This is a genomic window from Sphingobium sp. ba1 (assembly GCF_000743655.1).
In the GTDB taxonomy this organism is placed as follows: domain Bacteria; phylum Pseudomonadota; class Alphaproteobacteria; order Sphingomonadales; family Sphingomonadaceae; genus Sphingobium.
On the sequence record NZ_JPPQ01000083.1, the window covers coordinates 106,973 to 121,179 of the forward strand.

Sequence of the window (14,207 nt, forward strand, 5' to 3'; positions counted from 1 at the left end):
ATCCCGCCCACGGGTCGCGCTTATTGCCGGGCCGACCGCCAGCGGCAAGAGCGCGCTCGCCATTGCCCTTGCCAAAGCCACAGGCGGCATCGTCATCAATGCCGATGCCAGCCAGGTCTATGCCGAACTAGCCATCCTGTCCGCACGGCCAAGCGCGGAGGAGATGGGCGATGTGCCCCACCGGCTGTTCGGCCATATCGACGGGGCACAGGCCTGCACCGCGCCCCGGTGGGCGGCCGAGGCGAAGGCGCAGATCGCCGCTGCCCAGGAACAGGGCCGCCTGCCCATCCTGGTCGGCGGCACGGGCCTCTATATCCGCACATTGCTCGACGGCATCGCGCCGGTGCCGGACATCGACCCGGACATACGCGCGACAGTGCGCGCCTTGCCCGTTGCCGAGGCCCATGCCGCGCTAACCCGCGAAGACCCGGAGGCCGCCGCCCGCCTGGCACCCGCCGACACCACCCGCGTCGCCCGTGCGCTGGAGGTGGTACGCTCCACCGGCAAGCCTTTGAAACAGTGGCAGCAGCATAAGAGCGGGGGCATCGCCGACCAGATCACCCTTGTCCCCATGATCCTGCGCCCGCCGCGCGACTGGCTGATCGAGCGCTGCGACCGGCGTTTCGTACAGATGATCGACGCGGGCGCGATCGAGGAGGTCGAGGCGTTGCTCGCCCGCCACCTTCACCCCGACCTGCCGGTGATGCGCGCGATCGGCGTGCCCGAAATCCGCGCCTGGTTGGGCGGCGAGATCGACCGGGAAACGATGATCGAACGCGGCGCGCTCGCCACCCGCCAATATGCCAAACGCCAATATACCTGGTTCACCAACCAGCCCCCGTCGCATTGGCCGCGCGAAACAAGAGAAATTGATAACAATCTGATTGTTAAATTAGCAATTAAATTACAACAATAGCGCTTGACCCGTCATTTTATGTCCATTAGAGGCTGCCACCTTGCTATCGCAGGTCCGCTGTCGCAAAGGACGGGGCCTGCATCATATGAGAAGGATTTATCGTGGCCGAAAAGAGCGGCGCGGACATATTGGTTGAATGCCTGATCGATCTCGGTGTCGAGGTCGTGTTCGGCTATCCCGGCGGCGCGGTGCTGCCCATTTATGACGCGCTCTACAATCATCCCACGATCAAGCATGTGCTGGTCCGCCACGAACAGGGCGCGACCCACATGGCGGAGGGCTATGCCCGTTCGACCGGCAAGCCCGGCGTCGTCCTGGTCACCTCCGGCCCTGGCGCGACCAATGCGGTCACCGGCATCACCGACGCGCTGATGGATTCGATCCCCATGGTCGTCATCACGGGTCAGGTGCCCACGCAACTGATCGGTACCGATGCGTTCCAGGAAGCGGACACGGTCGGCATCACGCGCCACTGCACCAAGCATAATTATCTGGTGAAAGACCCCGGCAAGCTGGCGGGCATCGTTCATGAGGCATTCCACATCGCCACGACGGGTCGCCCCGGCCCGGTCGTCATCGACATTCCAAAGAATGTCCAGATCGCGACCGCGCCCTATAAGCGGCCCGAACCGGTCCAGCATGCCAGCTACCGCCCGCAGATCAAGGCGGATGCGGCGGGCATCGACGCGGCCGTCGAAATGCTGGCCGCGGCGGAGCGCCCCATCTTCTACACCGGCGGCGGCGTAATCAACTCCGGCCCGCAGGCCAGCGCCCTGTTGCGCGAACTGGCCGCGCTCACCGGCGCGCCCGTCACCTCGACCCTGATGGGCCTGGGCGCTTTCCCCGCATCGTCCGACCAGTGGCTCGGCATGTTGGGGATGCACGGCACCTATGAAGCCAATTGGGCGATGAATCAGGCGGACCTGATCCTGTGCGTCGGCGCGCGTTTCGACGATCGCGTCACCGGGCGTCTGGATGCCTTCGCGCCCAACAGTCGCAAGGTCCATATCGACATCGACCGCAGCTCGATCAACAAGATCGTCGATGTCGATGTCGCCATCCAGGCCGACGTCGCCAGCGCGCTGGACGACATGATCGCCCTGTGGAAGCAGCGCGGCCATGAACAGGCCGACCTGTCGGCATGGTGGGACCGGATCGCGGAATGGCGGACGAAGCAATCGCTCGCCTATGTCGAAAACGGCATCGAAATCATGCCGCAACGCGCGATCGCGGACCTCTACACCGCCTGCCAGGCGACCGGCAAGGATGTCATCATCACCACCGAAGTCGGCCAGCATCAAATGTGGGCGGCGCAGCATTTCGGCTTCGAAGCCCCCAATAAATGGCTGACCTCCGGTGGCTTGGGCACGATGGGCTATGGCTTCCCCGCCGCCATCGGCGCGCAGATGGGCAATCCCGACAGCCTCGCCATCTGCATCGCGGGCGACGCCTCGGTGCAGATGAACATTCAGGAAATGGGCACCGCCAGCCAATATCGCCTGCCGGTCAAGCTGTTCATCCTGAACAATGAATATATGGGCATGGTCCGCCAGTGGCAGGAACTGACCTATGAAAGCCGCTATTCCAACAGCTATTCGGACAGCCTGCCCGATTTCGTGAAGCTGGGCGAGGCCTATGGCTGGACCGGCATCCGCATTGAACAGCCGGGCGATCTGGAAGCGGGCATCCGCCAGATGCTGGAAACGCCAGGGCCGGTGATCGTCGATTGCCGCGTCGCCAAACTGTCCAACTGCTTCCCGATGATCCCGTCGGGCGCGGCGCATACCGAAATGATGCTCGATCCCAACCAGATCGCGGGCATCATGTCGGACGAGGCGAAAGCCTTAGTATGAGGATGGGGGCGTGACGCAGCACCTCCAGCTGCGCGTCCATGTCAGCGAACCGTGGGATTTCGAGCGGATCGCGGGCACGGCCGAGCTGTCGGGCTGGACCATCGACCATGCCGACCCGGCCAATGACGAATGGGTCGTGCATCTGGACGAAGGGTTCGACTTTCACGAGCGGCATATCGGCACGCTGCTGGTCGGTCCCCGCTATGTCGGCGAACATCTCCACCGGATGTTCGATGCGGTGGCGGGCCTGCCCGTCCGCGTCGCCCACCGGCAGGATGATGGCTGGCATTATGCCTTTACGGCGATGATTTCGGAACGGGCAGATCCCAGTGACGCCCATGACGATAGGAATGACGGGACAAGCATGTGATGCATATCCAGGAAGAATTGAACCAGCGGCATGTCCTGTCGCTGACCGTTTCCAACGAAGCCGGCATATTGGCGCGCATCGCGGGCCTGTTCACCGCGCGCGGCTATAATATCGACAGCCTGACCGTGGCGGACATTACCGACGATCACAGTGTCAGCCGCATCACCATCGTCACCAACGGCCCGCCCAAGGTGATCGACCAGATCATTGCCCAGCTTGACCGTCTGGTGCCCGTCCACAAGGTCACCGACCTGACCGAAGTCGGCCCCTTCGTCGAGCGCGAACTGGCACTGGTCAAGGTCAAGGGCACGGGCGAAGACCGGATCGAAGCGCTGCGCCTGGCCGACGTGTTCCGCGCCAAGGTGGTCGACACGACGATCGAAAGCTTCATTTTCGAAATCACCGGCACCACCGACAAGATCGACAATTTCGTCGGGCTGATGCGCCAGATCGGCCTGGTCGAAGTCGGCCGCACCGGCGTCGTCGGCCTGATCCGGGGCAAAGAGCCGGTGTAACCACTTCCCCTCTCCCCGGCGGGGAGAGGGTTGCGCAGACTTGGCAGCTTGCTGCCTAGTCGAAGCTGGGAGAGGGGGCACGACGTTTCAGCGTCCCCACCCCCGCTCCAACTTCATCTAGGCCCGGCCGCGCCGAGCCAAGATTTCATATCCTCTCCCCGGCGGGGCGAGGAGATACGTTCGAGGGAAGAGACAGTCATGAAGGTTTATTACGATCACGATGCGGACATCGGCCTGATCAAGGGCAAGAAGGTCGCCATCCTGGGCTATGGTTCGCAGGGTCATGCCCATGCGCAGAATCTGCGCGACAGCGGCGTTACCGAAGTCGCCATCGCGCTGCGCGCCGGTTCCGCCTCCGCCAAGAAGGCCGAGGGCGCAGGCTTCAAGGTCATGCCGAACGCGGAAGCCGCCGCCTGGGCCGACGTGTTCATGATCCTGGCCCCCGACGAGCATCAGGCCGCCATTTATGCCAACGACGTCCACGCCAATCTGCGCCCCGGCGCGGCGCTGGCCTTTGCCCATGGCCTCAACGTCCATTTCGGCCTGATCGAGCCGCGCAAGGACGTGGACGTCATCATGATCGCGCCCAAGGGTCCGGGTCACACCGTTCGCGGTGAATATGTGAAGGGCGGCGGCGTCCCCTGCCTGATCGCCATCCATCAGGATTCGACCGGCAACGCGCATGACATCGCCCTGTCCTACGCCAGCGGCGTCGGCGGCGGTCGCAGCGGCATCATCGAAACCAATTTCCGCGAAGAATGCGAAACCGACCTGTTCGGCGAGCAGGCGGTCCTCTGCGGCGGCGCGACCGCGCTGGTCCAGGCCGGGTTCGAAACGCTGGTCGAAGCCGGTTACGCGCCGGAAATGGCCTATTTCGAATGTCTGCACGAATTGAAGCTGATCGTCGATCTGATGTATGAAGGCGGCATCGCCAACATGCGCTATTCGATCTCGAACACCGCCGAATATGGCGATATCAAGACCGGCCCGCGCATCATCACCGAAGAAACCAAGAAGGAAATGAAGCGCGTCCTGGCCGACATCCAGTCGGGCCGCTTCGTCAAGGACTTCGTCCTCGACAACCGTGCCGGTCAGCCCGAACTCAAGGCCAGCCGCATCGCCGCCCAGCGCCACCCGATCGAGGAAACCGGCGCCAAGCTGCGCGCGATGATGCCCTGGATCGGTGCCAACAAGCTGGTGGATCAGGAAAAGAACTGATTGTCGCCTCCTCCCTTCGACGAGGCCGGAAGGCGCGTTCGAAGGGAGGGGGATGATCAGCGATGGACCGACAGGATCGGCTCCTTTCTATTGCAGGATGCGCGCGATCATAGGCATGGCCTTGCGCAGGCGCACGCCATCGCAGTCCGGCTCGCCGCAGGTGCAGGCTTCGAGCGTATAGCGGACACCGCACATGACCAGCGTATCGCGGTCAAAGCTATAGTTGGAAATGCCCGCGCGCTCGACTTTTTCCTGGGCCATGGCCTTGAGAGACATGCGAGTCCTACCTTCTTGTTAGGCGTCGATAGTTGATGCTGCGCTGCACAATGTCAATTAACCGACATTGGTTCCGACACTATTTGTCATAATATTGTCTTGCGAATGCCACGGCTCGACGTAGCGCAGGCACCCGCTTGCACCGGACGCGCTCCCCTCCCATATGCCGCCCATGAACGACCAACATCGCAGCACCATGCCGGTCTGGCATGGCACCACCATCATGTCCGTCCGCAAAAATGGCAAAGTCGTCGTCGCTGGCGATGGCCAGGTGTCGATGGGCCAGACCGTCATGAAGCCCAATGCGCGCAAGGTGCGCCGCCTGCATGACGGCTCCGTCATTGGCGGCTTTGCCGGCGCGACGGCGGACGCCTTCACCTTGTTCGAGCGGCTGGAGGCCAAGCTGGAGCGGCATAACGGGCAGTTGATGCGCTCGGCCGTCGAACTGGCCAAGGACTGGCGCACCGACAAATATCTGCGCAATCTGGAAGCGATGATGATCGTCGCGGATAAGGATGTGACGCTGATCCTGACCGGTAATGGCGACGTGCTGGAGCCGTTGAACGGCGTTGCGGCGATCGGATCGGGCGGCAATTTCGCATTGGCGGCGGCGCGGGCGCTGGTGGACTATGAGGCGGATGCCGAGGCGCTGGCGCGCAAAGCGATGGCCGTGGCGGCGGACATTTGCGTCTATACCAATGATCAACTGACCATCGAGACGCTGGATTCCGTCGCCTGATATTTCCTAGCCCTCTCCCGCCTTCGCGGGAGAGGGATGGGTGAGGGTCTTTCTTGATTGCAAGGATAAGACCTCACCGACTTCGCCTAGATCGCTTCGCGATCAAGTCTCCGTAGCCTCTCCCGCGAAAGCGGGAGAGGAAAAGAAGAGATCGACATAGAGATGAACGACAATCTGACCCCCAAAGCCATCGTCGCGGCGCTTGACGCGCATATTATCGGCCAGAAGGATGCCAAGCGCGCTGTCGCTGTCGCGCTGCGCAATCGCTGGCGGCGGCAGCATCTGCCCGACGATCTGCGCGACGAGGTGACGCCCAAAAACATCCTGATGATCGGGCCGACGGGGTGCGGCAAGACCGAGATCAGCCGTCGTCTTGCGAAGCTGGCCGATGCGCCTTTCGTGAAGGTCGAGGCGACCAAGTTCACCGAGGTCGGCTATGTCGGCCGGGACGTCGAACAGATCGTCCGCGACCTGGTCGAGGAAGCGGTACGGCTGGAGAAGGACCGTCGCCGCGAAGCCGTGCGCGAAGCGGCGTCGGAGGCGGCGATGAACCGTCTGCTCGACGCGCTTACGGGCAAGGAAGCGAGCGAAGCGACCCGCCTGTCCTTCCGCCAGCGGATCGAACAGCACCAGATGAACGATGTCGAGGTCGAGGTGGAAATCGCCGACAGCCCGTCGATGCCGATGGATATTCCCGGCATGGGCGGCCAGATCGGCATGATCAACCTGTCCGACATGATGTCCAAGGCGCTGGGCCAGAATCAGAAGAAGCGCCGCAAGCTGCGCGTCGCCGATGCCTGGGACAAGCTGGTCGAGGAAGAGCAGGACAAGCGTCTGGACCAGGATGATGTCGCGCGCGTCGCCATCACCAGCGCCGAGCAGAATGGCATCGTTTTCCTGGACGAGATCGACAAGATTGCGGTCAGCGATGTGCGTGGCGGATCGGTCAGCCGCGAAGGCGTGCAGCGCGACCTGTTGCCGCTGATCGAGGGCACGACGGTCGCGACCAAATATGGCCCGCTCAAGACCGACCATATCCTGTTCATCGCGTCTGGCGCTTTCCATGTTGCAAAGCCCAGCGATCTGCTGCCCGAATTGCAGGGTCGCTTGCCGATCCGGGTCGAGTTGCAGGCGCTGACCGAGGAGGATTTCGTCGCGATCCTGTCGGACACCAAGGCGAGCCTGGTGGCGCAATATCGCGCGCTGCTGGCGACCGAGGGCGTAACGATTGACCTGACGCCCGAAGGCATCCGCGCGGTGGCGCGCATCGCGGCCGAAGTGAATGGTGAGGTCGAGAATATCGGCGCCCGCCGCCTGCAGACGGTGATGGAAAAGCTGCTGGAGGATGTGAGCTTCGAGGCTGAGGATCGGCGCGGTGAAACGCTGGTCGTGGATGCCGCCTATGTCGAAAAGCAGTTGGATGCGATCGCGCGCGACACCGACCTTAGCCGCTACGTCCTGTGATCGATAGGCCGCCGACCGATCCCGTGCGGATCGGTCGGCGGCCTGATCGCGATCAGTTCATCGCCAGGATCATGTTGCGCACCTGGGGATAGACCTGACTTTCCCATTTGCTGCCGGAAAAGACGCCATAATGGCCGACGCCGGGCTGGAGATGGTGGCGTTTCAAATGGGGTCGCAGGCCGGTGCATAGGCCATGCGCCGCTGACGTCTGTCCTACGGCGCAGACATCGTCCTTTTCGCCTTCGACGGTGAGCAAGGCGGTGTGACGAATGGCTCCTGGTTTGACCAGGCGACCCCGGTGCATCAACTCGCCCTTGGCGAGCGAGGCTTTCTGGAACACCAGATCGACGGTTTCGATGTAAAATTCGCGGGTCATGTCGAGGACCGCGAAATATTCTTCGTAGAAATTCTTGATCTTGTCGGCTTCGACCGTCTTGCCGTCGGCCAATAGCTGATAGAGTTCGCGGTGCTGCGCGCCATGGCGCTCCATATTCATCGCCATGAAGGCAGCCAACTGGATGAAGCCGGGATAGACTTCGCGCCCGTGCCCCGCATAACGGAAGGGCACGACCGAAATCAGATTCTTCTCGAACCATTCGATCGGCTTTTCATTGGCCAGATCATTGACCGCGGTCGGCGCGGCATTGGGATCGATCGGCCCGCCCATCAGCGTCATCGACCGGGGCGTCGCCGCATCCTTGTCTTCCGCCATCAACGCCACGGCGGCGAGCGCCGGAACGCAGGGCTGGCATACCGACACCATATGCGCGCCCGGCCCCATATGCTGGAAAAACTGGATCACATAGTCGACATAATCCTCGAACCCGAAGCGACCTGCGGACAGCGGCACGTCGCGGGCGTTCTTCCAGTCGGTGATATAGACATCATGATCGCGTAGCAGGGGTTCGACCGTGCTACGCAACAGGGTGGAGAAATGGCCGGACATGGGCGCGACTACCAGCACCTTGGGCTGGGCCGCATCGACCTCGTCCTTGACGAAGTGCAGCAGGTCGCCGAACGGCAGATCCAGAGCTACTTCTTCACGAACGCTCACTTGTGCGTTGCCGCTGGTAACAGTGCCAATATCATAGGAGGGGCGTTTGTGCGTGAGCTTGGCGCCCTGGAACACATCCATCAGCGCGAACAGGCGGCGAGGCATCGCCCATTGCGCCATCGGTCCCATTCTGTCCCGCATGCCAAGCGCAATTTGCGCGCCAAAGCGCGCTGGCGCCAACATGTCGTTCCAGGCCTGATAACCGCTGTAGAGCATTCGCATAATCGCAATCTTGCCTTGTTACATCACCGCCAACGAATCGGTCTTATCATGTAACGCTATACAATCTTTTTATGTTGCGCCGCATCATCATAAATGGGAGGTTCTTGTCAGCGGGAGGGATTGCCATGGCTATCGCGGAACTCACTTTATCCAGCAAAAATTATTCCTCCTGGTCGCTGCGGGGCTGGCTGTTGTGCCGGATTGCCGGGCTGCATGTCCAAGAAAAAATGATCGCGCTGAATGATCCGGAGAATCGCGCGGAACTGCTGTTGCTGTCTCCGTCGGTGCTGGTCCCGCGCCTGACCCATGAGGGGGCGAGTGTGTGGGATACGCTGGCGATCGCCGAATATCTCCATGAGCTGTATCCCGATGCGGGCATGTATCCCGCCGACCGCATCGCCCGCGCACATTGCCGGTCGGTGTCGGGGGAAATCCATTCGGGCTTTGCAAACCTGCGCTCCGCCCTGCCGATGAACCTGAAGGTCCGGCATGCGCGCTTTCCCATATTTTCCGGCGCGAAGCCGGACATTGAGCGGATCGAAGCGATCTGGGCAGAATGCCTCGAAAGCTATGGCGGCCCGTGGCTGTTCGGGGACAAGCCTACCGTCGCCGATGCGATGTTCGCCCCCGTCGCCGAACGTTTCCTGACCTATGCCGTGCCGGTGTCGGATACCGCCGCCGCCTATTGCCAGACGATCAATGGCTGGCCGTTGATGCGCGAATGGATCGACGAAGCGCGGATCGAGCCGGACGAGGTCGAGGAACTGGATATCGAATTCTGACATGCCCTTCCCCCTGCGGTGGCATGGGGATAGAAGCAGGTCATGACGATACGCACGCTTGGCCTGGCTCTGGCCCTCACTGCCGCCCTTCCCGCCTCTCTCGCTGCGCAGACGACCGATCCGCAGCAATTGGCCCACTCCGTCCGCACGCTGGCATCGGACCTGTTCGAAGGGCGCGCGCCCGGCACGATCGGGGAGGAGCGAACGATCGGCTACCTGGTCGGGCGCTTTCAGGCATTGGGATTGGAGCCGGGTGGTCCCGATGGCCAGTGGGTGCAAAGCGTGCCCCTGCTCCACACCCGCCTCGGCAAGGCGGAGAAGTTGGGCATCGCGCAGGGCAGCGTCACGACGGACTGGACCGTTGGCAGCCATGTCTATCTGTCCACCCTCCAGCCCAAGGACAAGGTTGCGGTGGACGCTGCGCCATTGGTGTTCGTGGGCTATGGCGTCTCCGCACCGGAACGCGGCTGGGATGATTATAAGGGCGTGGACCTCAAGGGGAAGGTCGCGGTCTTCCTGATCAATGATCCTGATTTCGAAGCGACCAAAGGCGAGGATGCGTTTGGCGCATTCGGCGGACGCGCCATGACCTATTATGGCCGCTGGACCTACAAGTTCGAGGAGGCCGCGCGGCGCGGCGCGATCGGCGCGCTGATCGTCCATGACACGCCCGGCGCGGGCTATGGCTGGAACGTGGTGGTCAGCCCCGGCGGCGAAAATTACGATCTGGTTCGTCCGGCCGACAAGTTGACCAGCCTGGCGGTGCAGGGCTGGGTCGAGGGCGATGCCGCCAATGCCTTGTTCGCTGGCGCGAGCCTCGATCTGGCTGCGCTGCGCAAGCAGGCGCGCAGCAAGGCGTTCCGTCCGGTGGAACTGACCGGCGCGCGCTTCTCCGCCGCCTTTCCGGTGACGCAGGAAGTGGTGCAAAGCGCCAATGTGCTGGCGCGCATCCCCGGCACCAAGCGGCCGGACGAAACGGTGATGTATGGCGCGCATTGGGATGCCTATGGCAAGGGCGCGCCGGACGCGCAGGGGCGCATCTATCGCGCCGGGGCCAATGACGATGCGTTGGGCATTGCCGGCCTGTTCGAAATCGCGCGCGCGTTCAAGGCTGGCCCTGCCCCCGATCGCTCGGTCCTGTTCGCGGCGTGGACGGCGGAGGAGCGCGGGCTGCTCGGCTCCGAACATTATGCCCAGAACCCAGTCTGGCCCCTGGACAGCACCGTTGCCAATCTGACCCTCGACATCCTCCAAACCGCTGGCAAGGCGAAAGATGTCATTCTGGTCGGCAAGGGGCAAAGCACGTTGGAGGATGATCTGGCGAAAGTCGCTGCTGCCCAAGGCCGTGTCGTCACGCAGGAAAGCCTGCCCGAACGCGGCCTTTTCTATCGGGCCGACCATTTCTCCATGGCCAAGCGTGGCGTTCCCGTGTTGCTGCTGATGGGCATTGCCGGGGCGTCCGACCTGGTCGAAGGCGGCCGCGCGGCGGGACAGGCCTGGGTCGATGCCTATACCGGCCAATGCTATCATCAGGCGTGCGACGCGATCGGCCCGGATTGGAAGCTGGACGGCGCAGCGCAGGATGTCGACCTGCTGCTGAACATCGGCCGTGACCTCGCCACCTCGACCCGTTGGCCGCAGTGGAAGCCGGGATCGGAATTCAAAGCGGTGCGCGACAAGAGCGTAGCGGCGCGCCGCTGACGCCGGAAGGCAGACTTTGCGCGCGATCCGGTCGCCGAAGCGCGGCAATAAAAAAGGGCTTCTCCCGCGTGGGAGAAGCCCTTTTTTGTTAGCTTAGCCTGTCAGCCGATCACGCGGCCAGCTTGCGCAGCACATATTGCAGGATGCCGCCGTTCAGGAAATATTCCAGCTCGTTGATCGTGTCGATCCGGCACAGCGCGGTGAAGGTGAAGGTCGAACCGTCGGCGCGCTTGACGATAACGTCCACATCCTGGCGCGGCTTGAGGCCCGCGACATTCTGGATGGTGAAGGTTTCGTCACCGGTCAGGCCCAGCGTGTCCTTGCTCTCGCCATCCTTGAACTGAAGCGGCAGCACGCCCATGCCGACCAGGTTCGAACGGTGGATGCGCTCGAAGCTTTCGACGATGACCGAACGGACGCCCAGCAGGTTGGTGCCCTTGGCCGCCCAGTCGCGCGACGAGCCAGTGCCATATTCCTTGCCGCCGATGACGACCAACGGCGTGCCGTCGGCCTTATGCTTCATCGCCGCGTCATAGATGGGCATGACTTCGCCTTCGTAACGGGTCATGCCGCCTTCGACGCCGTCGAGCATCTGGTTCTTGATGCGGATGTTGGCGAAGGTGCCGCGCATCATGACTTCATGATGGCCACGGCGCGCGCCATAGCTGTTGAAGTCGGCCTGGGCGACCTGATGCTCGCTCAGCCACTGGCCAGCCGGGCTGGATGCCTTGATCGAACCGGCGGGCGAGATGTGGTCTGTGGTGATCGAGTCACCGAAGATCGCCAAGGGCTTGGCTTCGATGATGTCGTTGACCGGTGCCGGGGTCATGCTCAGCCCTTCGAAATAGGGCGGGTTGGCGACATAGGTCGAGCCTGCGCGCCAGCTATAAGTGTCGCTGCCCGTCACGTCGATCGCCTGCCAGTGCTCGTCGCCCTTATAGACATTGGCGTAGCGCGCCTGGAACATCGCACGGTCCATGCAGCCTGCCATGGTCGAAGCGACCTCGGCATTGGTGGGCCAGATGTCCTTGAGATAGACGTCGTTGCCAGCGGTGCTGACGCCGATCGGCGTGGTGATGAAGTCTTCGATCACCGTGCCCTTGAGCGCGTAAGCCACGACCAGCGGCGGGCTGGCGAGGAAGTTCGCGCGCACGTCGGGCGACACGCGGCCTTCGAAGTTGCGGTTGCCCGAAATGACGGCGGCCGCGACCAGGCCGTTTTCGTTGATCGCCGCGCTGATCGCCGGGGCGAGCGGCCCGGAGTTGCCGATGCAAGTTGTGCAGCCATAGCCAACGAGGTTGAAGCCGATCGCGTCCAGATGCTCCTGGAGGCCTGCCTTGTTGAAATAGTCGGTGACGACTTGGCTGCCGGGGGCCAACGAGGTCTTGACCCACGGCTTGGGCTTGAGGCCCAATTCGTTCGCCTTCTTGGCGACGAGGCCCGCCGCGACCATGACGCCGGGGTTCGACGTGTTGGTGCAGCTGGTGATCGCAGCAATGGTGACGTCGCCGTCGCCAATGTCGAAATCCTCGCCTTCGACCGGAACGCGCTGCTGCGCCTTCTTGTAGACGTTGGCGAGGTCGGCGTTGAACACGTCATCGACTTGCGGCAGCGAGACGCGGTCCTGCGGGCGCTTGGGACCGGCAAGGCTGGGGACGACCGTGGACAGGTCGAGTTCCAGCGTGTCGGTGAAGACGAGATCGGCGGCAGGGTCGATCCAGAAGCCCTGCTGCTTGGCATAGGCTTCGACCAGCGCGAGATTTTCGTCGCTGCGGCCGGTCAGGCGCATATAGTCGATCGTCTTGTCGTCGATGCCGAAGAAGCCGCAGGTCGCGCCATATTCCGGGGCCATGTTCGCGAGCGTAGCACGGTCGGCGAGGCTGAGCGACGCCAGACCGGGGCCGAAATATTCCACGAACCGGCCGACCACGCCCTTCTTGCGCAGCATTTCGGTGCAGGTCAGCACCAAGTCAGTGGCGGTCACGCCTTCGTTCATCGTGCCGACCAACTTGAAGCCGACGACTTCAGGGATGAGCATGGAAACGGGCTGGCCCAGCATTGCCGCTTCCGCCTCAATGCCGCCGACGCCCCAGCCAAGCACGCCCAGACCGTTGACCATCGTGGTGTGGCTGTCGGTTCCGACGCAGGTGTCGGGATAGGCCACCATATTGCCATCGGTATCTTCGCTCGACCAGACGGCCTGGGCGATATTTTCGAGGTTCACCTGATGGCAGATGCCGGTGCCGGGGGGCACGGCGTAGAAATTGTTGAGCGACTTGCTGCCCCATTTCAGGAAGTCGTAGCGCTCCATATTGCGCTGATATTCGATTTCGACATTCTGTTCGAACGCCTTGGGCGTACCGAATTCATCGACCATGACCGAGTGGTCGATGACGAGATGGACGGGCACCTGCGGGTTGATCTTGCTGGCGTCGGCGCCGAGCGCGTTCATCGCGTCGCGCATGGCAGCCAGATCGACAACGCAAGGAACGCCGGTAAAATCCTGCAGCAGCACGCGCGCGGGGCGATACTGGATCTCGCGCTGCGCCTTGCCTTTGTCATTCTGCCAGTCGACGATCGCCTGAATGTCCTCGACCGTCACGGTGACGCCATCTTCGAAGCGGAGCAGGTTTTCGAGCAGCACCTTCATCGAGAAAGGCAGTCGCGAAACGTCTCCCAATTTCGCGGCGGCCTTTTCGAGCGAATAAAAAGCGATGTCCTTGCCGTCGACATTCAAAATGTCGCGGGTGCCGAGCGTGTCCTGTCCGATGGCGGTCATAAGTTGTGCGTCTCCTCGCAAATGCCGCGGCCATGCGGAGGCAAGTTGACGCTTTCCACCCGTCTCTCGCCGACCGGCCCGATGGTCCGGGCAGCAAGGTGGAGGGATGCGCCCCAACCGTCGGCCGAAGCGGGTATGTCCCGATGTTGCAGCGCCATACAGACTGCCGCGCCCAAGTCAAATGGACAAAGCAACCGTTGCACCTTTGGAGGAGGCGCATTTTTTGCGCTTGCCTGACCAAAGCGGGAAACAACTGCCGGCGGTTTCGATTTGAAGCGCGACATCCATGGGATGCGTAGCATTTCATCCAGGGTGGGG

Annotated in this window: 13 protein-coding genes; 9 read left to right on the forward strand and 4 right to left on the reverse strand. The window is 62.5% G+C overall.

Going from position 1 to position 14,207, the window contains the following annotated elements:
* The 5 genes from miaA to ilvC form a co-directional block, all read left to right on the forward strand.
* Nucleotides 1-916: tRNA (adenosine(37)-N6)-dimethylallyltransferase MiaA (gene miaA / locus IL54_RS19810; RefSeq protein ID WP_081913186.1), on the forward strand; the 916-nt coding region annotated here is incomplete at its 5' end.
* A 101-nt stretch (nucleotides 917-1,017) separates the two neighbouring features.
* Nucleotides 1,018-2,769: an acetolactate synthase 3 large subunit gene (locus tag IL54_RS19815; protein ID WP_037479800.1), complete on the forward strand. Its 1,752-nt coding sequence runs from the start codon at nucleotides 1,018-1,020 to the stop codon at nucleotides 2,767-2,769.
* 10 nt (nucleotides 2,770-2,779) lie between these two features.
* Nucleotides 2,780-3,139, forward strand: a complete 360-nt coding sequence (locus IL54_RS19820) for a hypothetical protein (RefSeq protein ID WP_037479802.1) — start codon at nucleotides 2,780-2,782, stop codon at nucleotides 3,137-3,139.
* Entirely contained in the window at nucleotides 3,139-3,654 is a 516-nt protein-coding gene (gene ilvN, locus IL54_RS19825; RefSeq protein ID WP_037479805.1) for an acetolactate synthase small subunit, read from the forward strand. Before IL54_RS19820 ends, ilvN begins: the two co-directional genes overlap by 1 nt.
* A gap of 198 nt (nucleotides 3,655-3,852) precedes the next feature.
* The gene (ilvC, locus tag IL54_RS19830; protein ID WP_037479808.1) at nucleotides 3,853-4,872 is read left to right on the forward strand and encodes a ketol-acid reductoisomerase; all 1,020 of its coding nucleotides are present in this window, start codon (nucleotides 3,853-3,855) and stop codon (nucleotides 4,870-4,872) included.
* Between the two features lie 87 nt (nucleotides 4,873-4,959).
* Here ilvC and IL54_RS19835 read toward each other — a convergent pair whose 3' ends face one another.
* Nucleotides 4,960-5,148 (reverse strand): hypothetical protein, encoded by a 189-nt coding sequence (locus IL54_RS19835; RefSeq protein WP_037479811.1) that lies wholly within the window; start codon nucleotides 5,146-5,148, stop codon nucleotides 4,960-4,962.
* A gap of 172 nt (nucleotides 5,149-5,320) precedes the next feature.
* Between IL54_RS19835 and hslV the strand changes: the two genes are divergently transcribed.
* Both hslV and hslU read left to right on the forward strand, forming a co-directional pair.
* Nucleotides 5,321-5,887: an ATP-dependent protease subunit HslV gene (gene hslV / locus IL54_RS19840; RefSeq protein ID WP_037479814.1), complete on the forward strand. Its 567-nt coding sequence runs from the start codon at nucleotides 5,321-5,323 to the stop codon at nucleotides 5,885-5,887.
* A 162-nt stretch (nucleotides 5,888-6,049) separates the two neighbouring features.
* Nucleotides 6,050-7,351, forward strand: coding sequence for an ATP-dependent protease ATPase subunit HslU (hslU, locus tag IL54_RS19845; protein WP_037479817.1), 1,302 nt, complete (start codon nucleotides 6,050-6,052; stop codon nucleotides 7,349-7,351).
* Between the two features lie 52 nt (nucleotides 7,352-7,403).
* On the opposite strand, the gene IL54_RS19850 is transcribed toward hslU, so the two are convergent.
* A complete protein-coding gene (locus tag IL54_RS19850; RefSeq protein ID WP_037479819.1) occupies nucleotides 7,404-8,627 on the reverse strand; it encodes a polyhydroxyalkanoate depolymerase in 1,224 nt (407 codons plus the stop codon).
* 125 nt (nucleotides 8,628-8,752) lie between these two features.
* On the opposite strand from IL54_RS19850, the gene IL54_RS19855 reads away from it, so the two are divergent.
* Nucleotides 8,753-9,409: a glutathione S-transferase gene (locus tag IL54_RS19855; protein ID WP_037479822.1), complete on the forward strand. Its 657-nt coding sequence runs from the start codon at nucleotides 8,753-8,755 to the stop codon at nucleotides 9,407-9,409.
* A gap of 42 nt (nucleotides 9,410-9,451) precedes the next feature.
* Nucleotides 9,452-11,110: a M28 family metallopeptidase gene (locus IL54_RS19860; protein ID WP_037479824.1), complete on the forward strand. Its 1,659-nt coding sequence runs from the start codon at nucleotides 9,452-9,454 to the stop codon at nucleotides 11,108-11,110.
* Nucleotides 11,111-11,219: 109 nt separating this feature from the next.
* Here IL54_RS19860 and acnA read toward each other — a convergent pair whose 3' ends face one another.
* Both acnA and IL54_RS25545 read right to left on the reverse strand, forming a co-directional pair.
* Nucleotides 11,220-13,889: an aconitate hydratase AcnA gene (gene acnA, locus IL54_RS19865; RefSeq protein ID WP_037479826.1), complete on the reverse strand. Its 2,670-nt coding sequence runs from the start codon at nucleotides 13,887-13,889 to the stop codon at nucleotides 11,220-11,222.
* Nucleotides 13,886-14,207: hypothetical protein (locus IL54_RS25545; protein WP_237748972.1), on the reverse strand; the 322-nt coding region annotated here is incomplete at its 5' end. The genes IL54_RS25545 and acnA, both read right to left, overlap by 4 nt.

What these genes read in the sequence shown, in the direction of transcription:
- IL54_RS19860 (WP_037479824.1), top strand. Translation starts at nt 9,452, where the DNA reads ATGACGATACGCACGCTTGGCCTGGCTCTGGCCCTCACTGCCGCCCTT.
- ilvN (WP_037479805.1), top strand. Translation starts at nt 3,139, where the DNA reads ATGCATATCCAGGAAGAATTGAACCAGCGGCATGTCCTGTCGCTGACC.
- acnA (WP_037479826.1), bottom strand. Translation starts at nt 13,889, where the DNA reads ATGACCGCCATCGGACAGGACACGCTCGGCACCCGCGACATTTTGAAT.
- ilvC (WP_037479808.1), top strand. Translation starts at nt 3,853, where the DNA reads ATGAAGGTTTATTACGATCACGATGCGGACATCGGCCTGATCAAGGGC.
- hslU (WP_037479817.1), top strand. Translation starts at nt 6,050, where the DNA reads ATGAACGACAATCTGACCCCCAAAGCCATCGTCGCGGCGCTTGACGCG.
- IL54_RS19850 (WP_037479819.1), bottom strand. Translation starts at nt 8,627, where the DNA reads ATGCGAATGCTCTACAGCGGTTATCAGGCCTGGAACGACATGTTGGCG.
- hslV (WP_037479814.1), top strand. Translation starts at nt 5,321, where the DNA reads ATGAACGACCAACATCGCAGCACCATGCCGGTCTGGCATGGCACCACC.
- IL54_RS19855 (WP_037479822.1), top strand. Translation starts at nt 8,753, where the DNA reads ATGGCTATCGCGGAACTCACTTTATCCAGCAAAAATTATTCCTCCTGG.
- IL54_RS19835 (WP_037479811.1), bottom strand. Translation starts at nt 5,148, where the DNA reads ATGTCTCTCAAGGCCATGGCCCAGGAAAAAGTCGAGCGCGCGGGCATT.